This is a genomic window from Micromonospora sp. CA-269861 (assembly GCF_050948505.1).
Taxonomy (GTDB): Bacteria; Actinomycetota; Actinomycetes; order Mycobacteriales; family Micromonosporaceae; genus Micromonospora.
Map to the genome: position 1 here is coordinate 2,771,571 of NZ_CP192014.1, position 16,267 is coordinate 2,787,837.

Consider the following 16,267-nt stretch of genomic DNA (forward strand, 5'->3'; position numbering starts at 1 on the left):
AAGGGTCGGGTGACTCGAGAAGGGTCGGGTGACTACGGGGTGTCGGCCCAGAGCCGAGGGGTCGATCGGTTGGCCGGCGGTGGCGCAACGGCGGCGACGCTCAACATCGCCGCCAGTGGGGCCGGATCGCGGCGGGCCTCGGCGGTCGGCCGGTCATAGACCACCCGGCCGTACTCCAGCACCGCCACCCGGTCCGCGACCTCGATGGCGTGCTGGAGTTGCTGCTCCACGAGCAGCACGGTCAAGCCGTCGGCGGCGAGACCGTTGACCAGCTCGCGGACCCGCGCCGCGAGATCGGGCGAGAGACCCTCACACGGTTCGTCGAGCAGCAGCACCCGGGGTTGGCCGAGCAGCGCGCGGGCTATCGCCAGCATCTGCTGCTCGCCGCCGGAGAGTTCGCAGCCACGGTGGCGCAGCCGCACCGCAAGCCTCGGCAGCAGTTCCAGGGTCCGGGCGACAGTCCAGCCCTCGCCGCCGGAGGCGGGGGCCCGCCACGGCGCGGCCGCCAGGTGCAGATGCTCGGCCACGGTCAACCTCGAGAAGACCCGTCGGCCCTGCGGCACGAGACCGACGCCGGACTGGGCGATGCGATGCGGTTGTCGGCCGGCGACGTGCACACCGCCGATCTCGATGCGACCGCTGGACGCTCGGACCAGCCCGGCGATGGTGTGCACGAGCGTGCTCTTGCCCGCCCCGTTGCGGCCCACCACCGCCTGGATGCTGCCCGGGCGTACCCGCAGGCTGACCTCGTGCAGGACGATTCCCCCGCCGTAGCCGGCGCAGAGACGATCCACAGTGAGCATCAGGCCACCCCGTCGGCGTAGGCCTGCCGCACCAGCGGCGAGGTACGGATCTCGTCAGGCGTTCCGGCGGCCAGGGTCTGACCGTCACGCAGCACCGTGACCGTGTCGGAGAGGGCGTACACCAGGTCCAGTCGATGTTCGACAAGCAGCACCGCGACCGCTCTGGGCAGCGCTTGGAGCAACTCGACCAGCCGGCCGACCTCGATGGCGGACAGCCCGGCCGCCGGTTCGTCGAGGAGCAGCAGGCGAGGGCGACCGGCCAGGGCCATCGCGATCTCCAACTGGCGTCGTTGCCCGTGCGCGAGGTGCCCGGCGGGCACCGCCGCGACGGTGGTGAGCCCCATCTGATCCAGCAGGGGACCGGCCAGGTGCTGCGCGGCGCGTCGGCGTCCGCCCGGCCACCAGCGGCGGCGTGGGATGACCCGGGGCAGCGCGGCCACCACGACGTTCTCCGTCGCGGTGAGCGTGGGGAAGACCGCGGGTCGTTGGTGGATGCGGTTGATGCCCCGCCGCGCCCGGGCCGCCGGCCCGAGCCGACCGACGTTCCGTCCGTCGAACCGGACGGTGCCGCGCTGCGGTTTCGTGGACCCGCCGATCACGTTGAGCAGTGTCGTCTTGCCGGCCCCGTTCGGACCGATCAGCGCGTGCCGCTGGCCGTCGTGGATGCACAGGTCCACGCCGTCGAGCGCGGCGAGCGAGCCGTACCGCACGCTGATCTTCTGGGCGTCGAGCAGGCTGGTCATCGGCGTAGCTCCGGGACGGTGGCCTGCTCCTGGGCGGATGGCGGGTCCGGCTGGTGCGCCGGCTCGCCCGGCGGGCGCAGCCGGCCCCGTGCCCGGTTCACACCGGTGGGCAGCAGGTAGACCGTCGCCACGAACAGCGCGCCCAGCACCAGCGGCGCGTGGCCGGGCAGCACCCCGAACAGCCAGTCCCGGACGGCGATGACCAACGCCGCGCCGACCAGGGCGCCGCCCACCGAGGCGGTGCCACCGATGACGACACCGAGCAGCAGCAGGGCGGACGTGTCGAAGCCGAAATCGGCCGGGGAGATGTACTGCTGGGCGACGACCAGGAGCGAGCCGCCGGCACCGGCGATCGCCCCGGCGGCGATGTGCGCGCCGGACAGGTGCAGCGCCACCCGGTGACCGCTGGCGCGCAGCCGCGTCTCGTCGTCGCGGCCGGCACGCAGCACCAGCCCGGCCCGGGTACGCAGCAGCACCAGCACCGCGCCGACAAGCGTGGCCACGACGACCAGGGCGTACAGGTACCGGGCCTGATCGCTGGCCAGAGCCGGCAGCCCCCAGAACGGTCGGACCGCGGGGATGCCGGCCAGCCCGTCCGTGCCGCCGGTCACCGACCGCCACCGCCCGAGGACGAGAACGACGAGTTCGCCGATGGCCAGGGTGATCATCAGGACGACCACCCCTCGGGCGTGCACGACGAGCGGCACGGTGAGCGCGGCCAGCAGCGCCCCGGCGCCCGCCGCGACGACGAGCTGCACGACGCCGATGTCGGAGATCCGGCTGCCCACCACGGCGCAGGCGTAGGCGCCCGCCGCGTACGGTGCGGTCTGCCCGAGGGTGGGCATGCCGGCGACGCCGGTGAGCAGGGCCACGCTCACCCCGACCACAGCCAGCGCCAGCGTCCGGGCGAGGATCGCCGTGGTGTAGTCGTCGACCACCCAGGGCGCCACGACCAGGCCGACCAGGACGAGCGCGGCGATCCCGCCCCGTGCCCGCCGGATCACCTCGCCCCTCACGTCGCCGCCCTCCATCTGCCGGCCAGGCCGCGCGCCCGCACGGCCAGCACTGCCGCCATGGCGGCGAACAGCAGGAACGGCGCGGCGGACGGCAGCAGCGCCACTCCCAGCGTCTGGATCTCGCCGATCGCGAGCGCGGCCAGCAGGGTGCCCGCCATCGACCCGAGACCACCGAGGACGACGACCACCAGGGAGAGCAGCAGCACGGTGTCGGCGGTGTCCGTGCCGGGGCCGATGATGGGCGCGCCGAGGACCCCGGCCGCGCCGGCCAGCGCACCGGCGGCGGCGAGCACGCCGGCCCGGATCCGCGCCGGACTCACGCCGAGGCAGGCGACCATCTCCGGGTCGTCGACGGCCGCCCGGACCAGCATCCCGGCCCTGGTGCGTCGTACCACCAGGTAGAGCGCGGCGGCGAGCAGCGCGGCGACGACGATGAACACCAGCCGGTACGCGGCGTAGCGGTGACCGGCGACCACCACCGAACCCTCCAGGGCGGCGGGCACCTGGACCTGCGGGTCGTCGGGTCCGAAGCCGGCGACGAGCAGGCTGCCGCCGGCCAACGCCACCCCGAACGTGAGCAGCGCCTGACTCAGGTGATTGCCGGTGGCGACCGGTGTGAGCAGGCCGGCCAGGAGCACCCCCGCCGCGGCGGCGGCCAGCACACCGACAGCCAGCGCCAACGCCAGGCTCGCCCAACCGCCGTCGAGCAGCGCCGCGGCGGTGTACCCGCCGATCGCGTAGAGCAGGCCGTGCGCCAGGTTGAGGATGTTGGCGACGCCGAAACAGAAGACCAGGCCCGACGCGGCGACGAACACGAGCAGCCCGTAGGCGACTCCGTCCAGCGCCGGGATCAGGTACGGGTCGATCCGGTTCGTGCCGGCCGCCACCGCTATCACCGGCCGACGGTCGCGAGGTCGCCCACGACGGTGTTGGACAGCGCCCGGCCGTCCTGGCGGACCTGCCGCAGGTACCACTTCTGTACGGGGGAGTGCGTGGTGGTGGAGAACTGCCAGGTGCCGCGCGGGCTGGCGATCTGGCCGAGTTGGCCGATGGCCGTGTTGATGGCCTCGGGGGTCGGGTCGCTGCCGGCGGCGCCGATCGCCCGGTCCAGGACCGCAGCCGCGTCGTACGAGGCGAGCGCGTAGGTCGTCGGGGACCCGTCGTGCTTCGCCTTCCAGGCGGCCACAAAGGCGCGGTTCTCCGCGTTGTCGAGGTCGGGCGAGTAGTTGAGCACCGAGTAGATGTCCCGGGCCGCGTCGCCCTGAGCGTTGAGTACCCCGCCCTCGGTGAGGAACCCGGCCGCGTACAGCGGGACGTCCTTGATCTCGGACTGCGCGTACTGCTTGACGAAGTCGACGGCGGCGCTGCCGGCGTAGAAGGTGTAGACGGCCGCCGCGCCCGAGGCCTTGATGCGGGCGAAGTACGGGAGGAAGTTCGTGGTGGCCGGGAACGGCGTGAAGGTCGTCTTGCCGTCGGCGTTCGCGAGCTTCCCGCCGATCTTCCCGAACGTGTCGGTGAAACCGCGCAGCTCGTCCCAACCGCCCTGGTAGTCCGGGCCGATCGCGTAGACGGAACCCTTCACGTTGTCGCGGACGTGCTGGGCGATCGCCTCCCCGGGCTCGTCCGAGAGGTACGAGGTGTGCCAGACCCGGGAGACGTCCTTGAGCTCCGGCCGGCCGTTGGAGCCGACAAGGGGCACCTTTGTCTCGTTGAGCAGAGGGGTGACTCCGGCGACCGAACCGCCGCCGACGATGCCGGTCAGCGCGGACACCCGGTCCTGCTTGAGCAGTTTGGTCGCCGCCGGGACCGCGGTCTGGGCGCCGTTGCCCTCGTCCGCGACGATGAGGTCGACCTGCCGGCCGCCGAGCTTGCCGTCGTGGGTGTCCAGGTAGAGCTGGAAGCCGTCGCGGATCTCCGTACCGACCGCCTGGTACGTCCCGGACAGCGACGCGAGCAGACCGATCTTTATCGAGCCGCCGGCGCTCGTGCCCGGGGCGTCGTCACCGCAGGCCGTACTGGTGGTCAGCACGGCCGCGAGCAGCGCGGCGGTCAGGGCACGGCTGCGCCAAGGCTTGGTGAGAGGCATGTCTAACTCCAGAGGAAGGGGAAGGGGTCTCCGGCGTGGGGGCGCCGGGGTTGTCAGCGGCTGCGGGCGAGCGCCGCTCGGGCAGCGGGGGTCAGTGCGTCCCCGATGCGGTTGGCCAGCTCGGTCATCTCGTAGGAGACCTTGCCCACGTCGCACTCGGGGGCGGCGAGCACCAGCAGCGAGGCGCCGTCGTTGAAGGCCATCGAGAACATGAAGCCGCCCTCGAGCTGCGTGACATTGGAGATCACCGCGCCCGCGTCGAAGAAGGCCGCCGCCCCCCGCAGCAGGCTGACGAGCCCGCTACCGGTGGCGGCCAACTGGTCGGCCCGGTCCGGTGGCAGGTCGCGGGTGGCGGCCACCATCAGGCCGTCGCTGGAGATGGCGATCGCGTGGCTGACCTCGGTCGCGCGCGCGGCGAAGTTGTCCAGCAGCCAGCCGAGATCCTGTTGGTCGGTCACGTGCTCTCCTGTCGCGTCATTTGTTGCCGAGGTTGATCGGGGTCCGCCGTCGGTTCGCCACACCCCGCGCGTACGCGGCCATCGCCGTCGCCACCTGCGCCGGGTCGCGGTACTCGGAGCGTTGCTGCTGCTGGGGCACTGTCACACCGCCGGGCACGAGGTGCCGTTGCGGCTGCCGTTTGGGCAGGCCGGAGTTGGTGGTGGTGGCGACCTCGGGGGTGTGCACCTGCGCGGCGGCACGCCAGGCGTCGTCGGCGGGGCTGGACCACTGCTGGCCGCTCTGGCCGTTCTGGCCGTCGACGACGTCGTTCTGGAACCAGTGGTTGACCTGTTCGAAGATGAGGAGCTCCTCGGTGGGCGCGTCACCCCGGTCCGGGGGTGGGGGAGCCGGCCGGAAGACCGGCGCCGCCGGCAGGGTCCGTTCGGCCGCGGGGCGTCCGACTGTGGGTTCGGGGCGCGGCTGGTACGGCGGTGGAGGGTTGGTCGTCCGCGCCGCCCGCCGCGACAGCCGGCCGGGTGCGAGCAGGTACTCCTCCGGTGGCAGAGACCGGATGATCGCCGCGGGCAGTGTCGCCTCGGCGAGGATGCCGCGTCGGGGCCCGCGTCGCAGTTGGACGCTGGCACCCAGCCGGGCCGCGAGCTGGCCCACGACGACCAGGCCCATCGCCCGTACGGCGGCCACGTCGATGGCCGGTGGTCGGGCCAGCAGCTCGTTGAGCTGCTGCATCCGCTGCGCGGACAGCCCCACACCCTCGTCGCTGATCTGGACGATGACGCGGTCACCCAGGCTCCGGCCGCTCACCCAGGTCTCACTGCCCGGTGGCGAGTACGTCGTGGCGTTGTCCATGAGTTCGGCGAGCAGGTGCACGACCTCGTCGACGGTCTTGGCGGCCACGGCGACGTCGCCGTCGATCATGCCGAGCCGGACCCGCGCGTAGTGCTCGATCTGGGACAGCGCCGCTTGGAGCACCTGTTGCAGGGGGACGTCCCGCTGGCGTACGCGACCGACGCCGACGCCGCCGAGCACGAGCAGGCTGGCGTTGATCCGGCCCATCCGGGTCGCCAGGTTGTCCAGTGTGTAGAGCTGGTCGAGCCGGTCGGGGTCGGTCTCGTCCCGCTCGACCAGGTCGACCTGGGCCAGCACCGCGTCGACCAGTCGCTGTTCGCGGCGACTCAGGTGGATGAAGATGTCGGCGGTGTTGGCGCGCATGAATGCCTGTTCGGCGGCGGTCCGCACGGCGGCCTGGTGTACGGCGCTGAACGCCTGACCCAACTCGCCGATCTCGTCGTCGCTCGACGGTTCGAGGGCGGCGCTGGACTGCTGGCGGGCGAGCTTCTGTGGGTCGACGGTGGCGCTGCCGGGTTGCTGGAGCTGGGCCACCACGGCGGGGAGCTGTTCGAACGCCACGGCGTTGGCCGCGTCCCGTAGGCGGCGCAGCCGTCGGGTGATCTGCCGCGCGACGGCCCACGTCACCAACGCGGTGAGGACCAGGGCGAGGAGGACGCTGGCGGCCTCGGCCACGGCCCGGCGGCGCTGGTCGGCGTGCGCGGCCCGAACGTCGTCGCTGACCGCGTCGTCGACCCGGGCGCGCAGGTCGGCCAGACGGGCGGCGCGCGTCTGCGTGGTGGACACCCACGCGCCGGTCTCCAGTTGCAGCCGTGACCCCGGCTGGGCCCGGGACACGTCGTCCTGCATCCGTTGCAGGGCAAGCGCCTCCTTGCCGGTGCCGGCCTGCTCCCACCAGAGGCTCCACTCGGGCGGGGCCAGGGCCAGGAACGACAGGCTCGACTCGGTGTAGCTGGTGCGGGCCGCCGTGATGTCCTGCTGCATGGCCGGGGTCAGCTCGCCGCCCGCGACGGCGCGCAGCACGGCCACCTGCTGCTGACCGATCGCCTCGGCCGTCTTCGACAGCGCCGCCGAGGCCCGGATCCCGTCGGCGAGTTGGGCGTTCACCACGCCGTGTGAGACGTTCTCCCGGAAGTTGATGAGGTCGGCGATCGCGATGCGGTAGCTGAAGGTCATCGCCGACACCGACGCGTGCGTGGCGGTGCGCACCTGGGTACGCAGGGGAGCGAGGCCGTCCAGAGCCTCGTCGATGCGCCGCAGGAGAGCCGGGTTGGCGTCGTTGGCGGAGGACAGCCGGTCCCGCTGTCCGCGGTAGCGGGCGACGGCGTCGTCGGTGGCGGCCATCTCCGCGCTGAACGCGTCCTGCTGCTCCGGTCGGGCATAGGTGAGCAGGTCGGCGGCGGCGATGCGCTCGCGTTGCAGCCGGTAGGCCAGGTCGCCGGCCTCGGCACCGACCTGCGCCAGGATCCGCAGGTCGCTGGCACGGGCCGTCTGGCGTGCGCTCTCGGTCAGCGCGAGACCGGCGAAGCCGATCACGGCGACGAGTGGGGCCGCGACGATGAGGCGCATCCGGCCGGCTATCTTCCAACCGCGTCGGCGCGTCGGGTAGGGTCTGGCCGCGTGGGACCGGGTGCTCGACGCCAAGATTGACTCCCACGACTCGTCGATGACGGTCTATCCGCACGTTGCCGAATGCAAGTCCCATTCGGCCGGAAGCCGCGCTCGTAGACCAGACCTGGCCGTGGTACAAACTGCCCGTACCAGCATCTGTACCCAAAGTCAGCGACCGGTGACGCCGCGAGATCGTCCCGGATCAGACGGGTCAGCGCTGGTTGTCGAGGGGTCCGGCCGAGGGGTGCCGCCGCTCCGGGTCGTCCGGTTCGGGTTGGCCGTTGAGCACCTGGCCGATCAGTTCACGCAGCTCATCGATCGCGTCCACCACGGCGCCCGGGTCGCGCGCGTCACGCCGCCCACGCTGACGTGGCACCGGCCGGTCCAGCCGGGCCGGTTCCGGAGCGCGTGGGCCCCGGCGACCGTCGGCAGCCAACTGCTCGGCGGCGACCTGCGGCCAGAGGCCGGCCAGCCTGCCGCCGGTGCCGAGCACGTCGTCGCAGCGCAGCGCGAACTCGTGACTGCCGAACCGGCGACCCGACTCGACCGCCGCGACCGTCTCCCGGCTGAACCGCACCAGATCCGCCAGGGCACGCTGGGTCAGGCCCCGTTGGACGCGACAGTTGCGCAACTCCCATCGGAACCGCTCACTGGCCGCAGAGTGAGCCGAGCTCGACGAGGACGTGTGCTCCATGCGCTCACCTTCGTGGAACGGACATTCAGCAGCGGACGCCAGATTGAGATTGGCCGATGAGCTGAACATTCACAGAGGGCAATTCTTAACCCAGGACGTGTGGGGTGTGAAGACGTTCACCGGCATGGATCGTCGGGCAAAGCGTGAAAGGTGCCTGCCGGGCCCGGTGCCGGCGCCGAGGTGCGCCGGGTGGGGCCGGCAACGCCGCCCCACCCCATCCTCGACCCGTACGCAGGTCAGCACCGCTGGTGCTGGCGGTTTCTCAGGCGGCGTGCACTTCGGCCGTCGCCCCGTCCCGTGCCCCCGGCGCGTCCGCGGGCTCCGGGATATCGATTATCGCGAGCAGTGTGCGGTGCGCACGAAACGCGACATTGGGTTTGTACGAGCGATGTTGCTCCGGTGACAGCCGTAGGCCGGGAATGGCGTCGGCGAGCCGGCTGAGGGCGATCCCGGCCTCAAGTCGCGCCAATCCCGCACCGATGCAGAAATGCGGACCATGGCCGAACGACAGGTGATTGCCCACATCGGCCCGGTGTGGGTCGAACCGGTCCGGGTCGTGGAACGCCGCGGGGTCCCGGTTCGCCGCTCCGATCAACAGCAGGCAGCGCGCCCCGGCGGGGATCGTCACCGCTCCCACTGTGACATCTCGGGTGGTCACCCGCAGCCAACCGTCGATGGCGGGCGCGAACCGGAGCGTCTCCCCCACGAAGGCGGGGACGAGCCCCGGGTCCGCGGCGATCGCCGACCAGCGTTGGGGCGTGGACAGGGCCTGGTCGAGGGCGTGCGCGAGCAACCCGGCGGTGGTCTCGTGGCCGGCGACCAGGAGGTTGAAGGCCAGGCTCGCCACCTCGGGCACCGTCAGCACGCTGTCGTCGTCGTCCCGGTAGGCCAGGGCGCGACTGATGAAGTCGTCGCCCCGGTGTCCACTGTCCACCCGCTGGCGGACCAGATCTTCGCAGTAGTGCCAGAACTCCAGCAGGCCCTGCGCCAGGCGTACCTGCTCGGCCGGGTCCGGCTGCCCCCAGATGAGGGCGATCTGGCCGTCGGCCCAGTTCCGGATCCGCCCGATGTCAGCGTCGGGCACCCCGAGGATGTCCAGGACGACCAGCAGGGGAAGCTCGGTCGCGAACTCCGGGATCAGGTCGACCTGGTCGCCCTGGCGGGCGGCGAGACGGGACACCAGCTGGTCGACCCGGCGTCGGACGATCGCGCCGTACTCGGCCTCGACCCGCTCGGCGGTGTTCGCGAAGGTCGCCCGCAGGGCCCGGCGGGTGCGCGGGTGCGCGGGTGGGTCAGCGGCGGCCGTCGTGGGTGGCGCGTCGATCTGCATGATCACGTTCAGTGCCGCCGGGCACACCTCGTAGACCGGGGCGAGGGTGAGGGCGTTGGCGAATGTCGTGGCATCGGCGAGGGCCCGCCGGACGTGTGCGTGCCTGCTGACCAACCACAGGCCCAGATCCTCGGCGTAGTGCACCCCGTCGGGATCGTCGAGAATGCGTCGCCACATGCTTGCCGGGTCGGTGAGATAGACCCCGGTGAACGGATTCAACCGCATGAAAAGCCTCCTGGTGCACGCGGCGCGAAACCGGCAGCGCCCCATTTGGCGATCCACTTCAGCCGGGCCGATAATGGTGTGCATCTGCCTCTGGCTCTTTACGGTGCGCTGGCCGGCCGCACAAGTCAAGATTGGTTTTCGTCTATTTATTGCTCGGCATAATTGCGTGTTGCAACAGACGAGTGAACCTGGCCAGATGCAAGTTGCGGCGCGGTCCTTGCCGTGGAGTCGACCCCGCCGGGCGGTGGAATCGACTCGCCGCTTTCTCTCATGACCGGGGAAACGACCCCCGGGACGACGGGTGACGCGGGAGTCCGGTCACCGACTGCGGCGCAAGGAGTCGACCCCGACGGAGAGGGGCCGACGCTGACGGCGGGAGCCGGCCCCGCGGCACCGTCCGCGCGTCGCGGGGGGTCCCAGCCGAGGCGGGAACCCCCCGCGCGCCGTCGGGTCGTGACGACCCGGTCAGCGTGCAGTGGTCACGGCGCCCACGGGGCGGCGATGCCCCAGGTGCTGTCCGCGGTCCACGACGTCGGCGTGTTGTACGCGTCGCCGCCGACGCCGTTGCTGAGCCAGACCTCCGCGTTGTAGTGCCGCAGGTACTTGCCTCGGAAGTTGTACGACTCCAGCGACACGCCGGTGCCGGTCAGCCCGGTGCGGGCGCACCAGGTGGCATCGGCCCGCAGCAACGCGGAGCCGTCGTCCGGCGAGTTGCGGACCCGGGAGTTCTGGTGACGCAGGTACTGCCCGGGGAAGTTGACCGACTCGAACGAGTAGCAACCGGTGCCGGCCAGGCCGGGTCGGATGGTGTACGTGGCGTCGGCCTTGAGCAGGCTGGGGCTCGCGGCGTCCACCACCTCGGTGTAGGCGAGGCTGTCCTGGTGGCGCAGGTATCGGTTGGTGAAGCCGGGCGTGGTCACCTGCAACGACCGTCGGGTGTTGACCGGCAGGGCGACGGGCGCTGAACTGCCGATGCTCTTCGAGGCGTTGATCAGGGCGGTGTTGGCGGCGCGCACCCGCGCCTGGTCCATCTTGATCACCTGCCGGTCGTAGGTGAGGAAGCCGTTCAGCTCACCCTCCAGGTCGGTGATCTCGGTGTAGATCGAGGCGCTGAGCCCCTTGCCGATCATCAGGTTCTGGCTGCCCTGCACCAACCCCACGTACCTGTCGGTGAGGGCGGTCGAGTTGGACTGCCACTCGTACGCGAAGAAGCTGCCGCTCGGGCTGTACTCGTGGCCCGGCGTGTGCAGGCCCAGGCCGCCGAACTCACCGAGCACCGCGATCCGGCTGCTCGACGGTACGGGGGAGTCAGGTCCGAGGTAGACGTGCCAGTCGTCGATGTCGCCGTTGCCGGGGTTGCCGAGGGACTGGCAGCAGTTGTGGCCGCTGTGCGGGTTGACCAGGCGTGTCGGGTCCTGGTTCTTGATGTTCTGCGCGACCCGCCGGGTGTCGGCGAGGGACCGCTCGCCCCAGCCCTCGTTGTACGGCGTGTAGGCGATCACCGCGGGTGAGCTGCGGTGCTCGTCGACGATCTCGCGTGCCTCGGCCTCGAACTGCGCCTGCTGGGCGTCGGTGGGGTCGACGTTCTGCGCGGTCAGCGACGGGATGTCCTGCCACACCAGCAGGCCGAGCCGGTCGGCGTGATAGAACCAGCGCTGCGGTTCGACCTTGATGTGCTTGCGCACCATGTTGAAGCCCAGATCCTTGTGCTTCTGCAGGTCGAACGCGAGGGCGGCGTCGGTCGGCGCGGTGTACAGCCCGTCCGGCCAGAAGCCCTGGTCGAGCGTGCCCACCTGGAACACGAACTGGCCGTTGAGCTTGGGGCGCAGCACCCCGTTGACGAGGCCGGTGGTGATCTCCCGCATGCCGAAGTAGTGCGTCGTCCGGTCCACTGTGGCGCCCGCGGCGTTGCGCAGGGTCACCCGGAGGTTGTAGAGGAACGGGTCGTCGGGTGACCAGCGGCGGGCGTTGGGCACCGGCACGCTGAAGTCGGTGAAGCCGCCGGTGGTCGAGCCGACCACGGATCCTCCGTTCAGCGCCTCGGCGAGCACGCTGTGCCCGCTCACGTCGCCTCGGGTGAAGACCCGGACCCGCAGGGTGTTGTTGCTCAGGTTCGGGTAGACGTCCACGCTGCTGATCGAGGCGGCGGGTACCGGCTCCAACCACACCGTCTGCCAGATGCCGGAGCTGGGGGTGTAGAAGATCCCGCTGGGTGTCTTGGTCTGCTTGCCGATGGCGGGCAGGCTGCCGTTCTGCCGGGTGTCGGTGGGATCCCAGACCTTGACGACGATCTCGTTCGTCCCAGCGGTGAGCTGGGGGGTGACGTCGAAGGTGAAGGCGTCGTAGCCGCCGGTGTGCGCACCGACCCGGACTCCGTTGACCCAGACGGTGCTCTGCCAGTCGACGGCGCCGAAGTGCAGCAGGGTTCGCCGACCCGACCAGTTCGCCGGGACGGTGACGGTGCGTCGGTAGAACAGGTAGTTGCGGTTGTCGTTGGCCGCCCGTTGGATGCCGGACAGGGCGCTCTCCACCGGGAAGGGCACGTTGACCCGCTCGGGCAGGTTGGTGCCGAACTGCGGGGCGTCGTCGGTCGTCGACTGGCGTAGCTGCCACTCGCCGTTGAGGTTGAGCCAGTCCGGCCGCGTCATCTGGGGTCGCGGGTACTCGGGCAGTGGTGTGCCGGCCAGGGCCTGGCTGGTCCAGGGGGTGGTCAGTGGCGGCGTCTTGGCCGGTGCGGCGTACGCCGACGGGGCTGGCGCGGCGAGAACGCCGGCGACCAGGGCGAGGATGAGCAGCAGGGGCAGGGCGGGGCGGATGGGGACGTGACGTGTCATGCCGTCTCCGGGGGGACGAGTCGCCGCGGGCGGTGCAGCCAGGCCCGAGGCGCGTGGGTGGTGGGCATCGGGTGCTCATTGACGGGGGGACGGGCGTCAGCGACGGATGTCGGTGGGATTTCCACACGCCAACGGCGACCGGCATATTGACATCCATCGTCGCCTGTATAACGTTATAGAGCCGCGACGGGCATCCCGTCAATGCTTGTTCATCAATGCCTTGTCGGCCCGCCGGTCGAATTCGCGAAAGGGTTGGGGGATGGGCGTCAACCTGAAGGACATCGCCAGGCGCGCCGGTGTCTCGCTGGCCACCGTCTCGAATGTGGTGAACGGGTACCGGCCGGTGGGGGAGCGGACCCGACAACGGGTGCAACAGGCGATCGACGAACTCGGCTACAGCCCCAACCTCGGGGCCCGGCATCTCCGCCGGGGTCGTACCGGCCTGATCGCCCTGGCCGTCCCGGAACTGACCAACCCCTACTTCGCCGAGCTCGCCGAGATCGCCATCTCCGAGGCCGCCGCGCTCGGCTACACGCTCGTCATGGAGAACACCGCCGCGAACCGGGACGCGGAGCTGGCGCTGCTGGACGGCTCCCGGCAACGCATCATCGACGGCCTGATCCTCAGTCCGGTGCGCATCGGCCGGGAGGAGGTGCTGGCCCGCACCGCCGACAGCCCACTCGTGCTGATCGGCGAGGGCGTCTACGACGTACCGCACGACCACATCGCCATCGACAACGTGGCCGCCAGCCACGCGGCGATCCGGCATCTCGTGGCGATCGGCCGTCGCCGGATAGCGTTCATCGGCGCCACCCCGGGCGGTGACCGGCAGTCGGCGCACCTGCGGGTCCGGGGTTACCGGGAGGCCCTGGCGGCCGCCGGCCTGCCGTACCGACCGCGGTTGGTCGCCCGCACCGACGCGTTCGGTCGGCTCGACGGCAAGCGGGCCATGCGGGACCTGCTCGCCCTCGGTGACCCGCCGGACGCGGTGTTCGGTTACAACGACCTGGTCGCCATCGGTGCGCTGCGGGCGCTGGCCGAGGCCGGCCACCGCGTGCCCGAGGACGTCGCGGTGGTCGGGATCGACGACATCGAGGAGGGGAGGTTCAGTGCCCCGACCCTCACCACGATCGCCCCGGACAAGAGGGAGATCGGCCGACTCGCGGTGCGTCGCCTCGTCGCTCGCATCGAGGGCGCCGAGGTCGCGGGGCCGCTGACCGTGCAGACGCCGTTCCAGCTGATCCGCCGGGAGAGCACCGGTACGCCGGACGCCTGACGACTGGTCGTCCGCCCGTCGGCGAGATCCATAACCTTCGTGGTACGACCCAGAGAGGATGACCCGCTAGATCCATATATCTCAATATGATGACCGCTATCTCGACTGGGGTGCGCTCACGAGGCGTGCCATCCTGATGCGGAGGAATGCATGGTTCGCTGGCGTACCCTCACTGGCCTGCTGGCCACCGCGTTGGCCGCGGTGACCGCGGCCAGCCTCACCCTCACCGCGCCGGCCGCCGCGGCCGACAACCCCGTGACGCCGAACGTCGTCGGCGGCACCCGCGCCGCTCAGGGCGAGTTCCCGTTCATGGTGCGTCTCTCGATGGGCTGCGGCGGGGCGCTGTACAGCCCCCGCCTGGTGCTCACCGCGGCCCACTGCGTGGGGTCGACCGGCACCAACACCAGCATCACCGCGACGCTCGGGGCGGTCGACCTCCAGTCGTCCAGCCGGATCACCGTCCGGTCCAACTACGTCTACCGTGCCCCCGGCTACAACGGCGCCGGTCGCGACTGGGCGTTGATCCGGTTGGCCAGCCCGGTCACCGGGCTGAGCACGCTGCCGATCGCCAGCACGACCGCGTACGACAGCGGCACCTTCACCGTCGCCGGCTGGGGCGCCGCGCGCGAGGGCGGCGGCCAGCAGCGGTACCTGCTCAAGGCGACAGTTCCGTTCGTCAGTGACTCCACCTGCAACGCCAACTACGGCGGGGACCTCATCCCGGCCCAGGAGATCTGCGCCGGCTACGCCAGTGGGGGCACTGACACCTGCCAGGGTGACTCGGGTGGCCCGATGTTCCGCCGCGACGCCGGCAACGCCTGGATCCAGGTCGGCATCGTCAGCTGGGGCAACGGCTGCGCCCGGCCCAACTACCCGGGTGTCTACACCCAGGTGAGCTACTTCGCCTCGTCGATCGCCTCGGCCGCGGCGAGCCTCGGCGGCTGACCGTACGAGAAACTCGGGCGGCCCGGACGGCACGGTCCGGGCCGCCCGTTCGTACCGTCCCGAGGGGTCGCCGGCGAGTGGGCCACCCGACAGATTCGGTGGGCCGTCCCTGCCGCGCCGGCCGCAGCGGCGATGATGGGCCGGTGAAGATCCTGTCCATCCAGTCGTCGGTCGCCTACGGCCACGTCGGCAACTCGGCGGCGGCCTTTCCTCTGCAACGCCTCGGGCACGAGGTCTGGCCGGTCCTGACTGTGCACTTCTCCAACCACACCGGGTACGGCGCGTGGCGGGGCCCGATGCTCCCGGCGGCGGACGTGGCGGAGGTGATCGCCGGCATCGAGGACCGTGGGGTCCTCGGCGGTGCCGACGCGGTGCTCTCCGGCTACCAGGGCGACCCGGCCATGGGCGCGGTGATCCTGGACGCGGTGGCGACGGTGAAGGCGAGCAACCCGGCCGCGGTGTACTGCTGCGACCCGGTGATGGGCGACGCCGGTCGGGGCATGTTCGTCCGGCCGGGAATTCCGGAGTACCTCCGGGACACCGTCGTGCCCCGCGCCGACATCATCACGCCGAACCACTTCGAGCTGGACTTCCTCGCCGGCCGTACGACGAACTCGCTGGCCGAGGTGCTCGACGCGGTCGACGTGGTGCGCGCGACCGGGCCGCGGCACGTCCTGGTGACGAGCGTGTTGCACGGCGACCTGCCGCCGGACTCGCTGGAGGTGGTGGCGGTCTCCGACGAGGGCGCCTGGGCGGTGACCACGCCGCTGCTGCCGATCAACCCGAACGGTGGGGGCGACGTCACCGCGGCGCTGTACCTCGCGCACCTGTGGACGACCGGCTCACCCGCGACCGCGCTGGAACGCACCATCGCCTCCGTCTACGCCGTGCTCGAGGCGACTCTCGCGGCGGGCACCCGGGAGATCCAGCTGATCGCGGCGCAGGACGTGATCGCCGACCCGCCGGCCCGTTTCACCGCCCGCCGGCTGCGCTGACGGCGGGTTGCGGACCGGGGACCGGCGGCGCTGACCGACGGGTCTCGTGCCGCGGGGCGGCGGTGGTCAGCGGCCCTCGGGGACGGCCATCTCGCCGAGCAGCGACCAGTCTGCCTGCGGCACTGTGGCGTTCACGATGCGCGGCGTCTCGGCCAGGTGCGGCGGCAGGGTCTCCTGGGCGGTGCGGAAGTGGGCGGACTGGACGTGGGCAGCGCCGGCCTGGTCGTCGCGGAATGCCTCGACCAGCACGTACTCGGTCGGATCGTCCAGACTGCGGGACCAGTCGAACCACAGGCAGCCCGGCTCCGCCCGGGTCGCCTCGGTGAACTCGGCGGCGATCTGCGGCCACCTGTCGGCGTGCTCGGCGAGGATCCGGAACTTGGCGGTAATGAAGATCATGGCCC

14 protein-coding genes are annotated in these 16,267 nt (G+C 71.4%); 3 read left to right on the forward strand and 11 right to left on the reverse strand.

Annotated elements, in window-relative coordinates:
• Positions 1 to 32: 32 nt before the first annotated feature.
• From ACQP0U_RS12730 to ACQP0U_RS12775, 10 genes are all read right to left on the reverse strand, one after another.
• Positions 33 to 803: an ABC transporter ATP-binding protein gene (locus ACQP0U_RS12730; protein WP_433318673.1), complete on the reverse strand. Its 771-nt coding sequence runs from the start codon at positions 801 to 803 to the stop codon at positions 33 to 35.
• Positions 803 to 1,546: an ABC transporter ATP-binding protein gene (locus tag ACQP0U_RS12735; protein WP_433318676.1), complete on the reverse strand. Its 744-nt coding sequence runs from the start codon at positions 1,544 to 1,546 to the stop codon at positions 803 to 805. The genes ACQP0U_RS12730 and ACQP0U_RS12735 overlap by 1 nt, the downstream gene beginning before the upstream one ends.
• On the reverse strand, positions 1,543 to 2,562 hold the full coding sequence (locus ACQP0U_RS12740) for an ABC transporter permease subunit (RefSeq protein WP_433318679.1): 1,020 nt from the start codon (positions 2,560 to 2,562) through the stop codon (positions 1,543 to 1,545). Before ACQP0U_RS12740 ends, ACQP0U_RS12735 begins: the two co-directional genes overlap by 4 nt.
• A complete protein-coding gene (locus ACQP0U_RS12745) occupies positions 2,559 to 3,458 on the reverse strand; it encodes a branched-chain amino acid ABC transporter permease (RefSeq protein ID WP_433318682.1) in 900 nt (299 codons plus the stop codon). The genes ACQP0U_RS12740 and ACQP0U_RS12745 overlap by 4 nt, the downstream gene beginning before the upstream one ends.
• On the reverse strand, positions 3,455 to 4,648 hold the full coding sequence (locus ACQP0U_RS12750; RefSeq protein WP_433318685.1) for an ABC transporter substrate-binding protein: 1,194 nt from the start codon (positions 4,646 to 4,648) through the stop codon (positions 3,455 to 3,457). Before ACQP0U_RS12750 ends, ACQP0U_RS12745 begins: the two co-directional genes overlap by 4 nt.
• 53 nt (positions 4,649 to 4,701) lie before the next feature.
• Positions 4,702 to 5,106 (reverse strand): roadblock/LC7 domain-containing protein, encoded by a 405-nt coding sequence (locus ACQP0U_RS12755; RefSeq protein WP_030490280.1) that lies wholly within the window; start codon positions 5,104 to 5,106, stop codon positions 4,702 to 4,704.
• A gap of 16 nt (positions 5,107 to 5,122) precedes the next feature.
• Complete coding sequence (locus ACQP0U_RS12760; RefSeq protein WP_433318688.1) at positions 5,123 to 7,522, reverse strand: sensor histidine kinase; 2,400 nt, start codon at positions 7,520 to 7,522, stop codon at positions 5,123 to 5,125.
• A 253-nt stretch (positions 7,523 to 7,775) separates the two neighbouring features.
• A complete protein-coding gene (locus ACQP0U_RS12765) occupies positions 7,776 to 8,258 on the reverse strand; it encodes a helix-turn-helix transcriptional regulator (RefSeq protein ID WP_433318691.1) in 483 nt (160 codons plus the stop codon).
• Positions 8,259 to 8,520: 262 nt separating this feature from the next.
• Positions 8,521 to 9,813, reverse strand: coding sequence for a cytochrome P450 (locus tag ACQP0U_RS12770; protein ID WP_433318694.1), 1,293 nt, complete (start codon positions 9,811 to 9,813; stop codon positions 8,521 to 8,523).
• A gap of 479 nt (positions 9,814 to 10,292) precedes the next feature.
• Positions 10,293 to 12,647: an AbfB domain-containing protein gene (locus ACQP0U_RS12775; protein ID WP_433318697.1), complete on the reverse strand. Its 2,355-nt coding sequence runs from the start codon at positions 12,645 to 12,647 to the stop codon at positions 10,293 to 10,295.
• A 259-nt stretch (positions 12,648 to 12,906) separates the two neighbouring features.
• Here ACQP0U_RS12775 and ACQP0U_RS12780 point away from each other — a divergent pair, with 259 nt between their 5' ends.
• From ACQP0U_RS12780 to pdxY, 3 genes are all read left to right on the forward strand, one after another.
• Positions 12,907 to 13,923 (forward strand): LacI family DNA-binding transcriptional regulator, encoded by a 1,017-nt coding sequence (locus tag ACQP0U_RS12780; RefSeq protein WP_433318700.1) that lies wholly within the window; start codon positions 12,907 to 12,909, stop codon positions 13,921 to 13,923.
• A 150-nt stretch (positions 13,924 to 14,073) separates the two neighbouring features.
• Positions 14,074 to 14,868, forward strand: a complete 795-nt coding sequence (locus tag ACQP0U_RS12785) for a S1 family peptidase (protein ID WP_433318703.1) — start codon at positions 14,074 to 14,076, stop codon at positions 14,866 to 14,868.
• Between the two features lie 143 nt (positions 14,869 to 15,011).
• A complete protein-coding gene (gene pdxY / locus ACQP0U_RS12790) occupies positions 15,012 to 15,863 on the forward strand; it encodes a pyridoxal kinase PdxY (protein WP_433318706.1) in 852 nt (283 codons plus the stop codon).
• A 66-nt stretch (positions 15,864 to 15,929) separates the two neighbouring features.
• Here pdxY and ACQP0U_RS12795 read toward each other — a convergent pair whose 3' ends face one another.
• Positions 15,930 to 16,262 (reverse strand): putative quinol monooxygenase, encoded by a 333-nt coding sequence (locus ACQP0U_RS12795; RefSeq protein WP_433318709.1) that lies wholly within the window; start codon positions 16,260 to 16,262, stop codon positions 15,930 to 15,932.
• Positions 16,263 to 16,267: the final 5 nt, after the last annotated feature.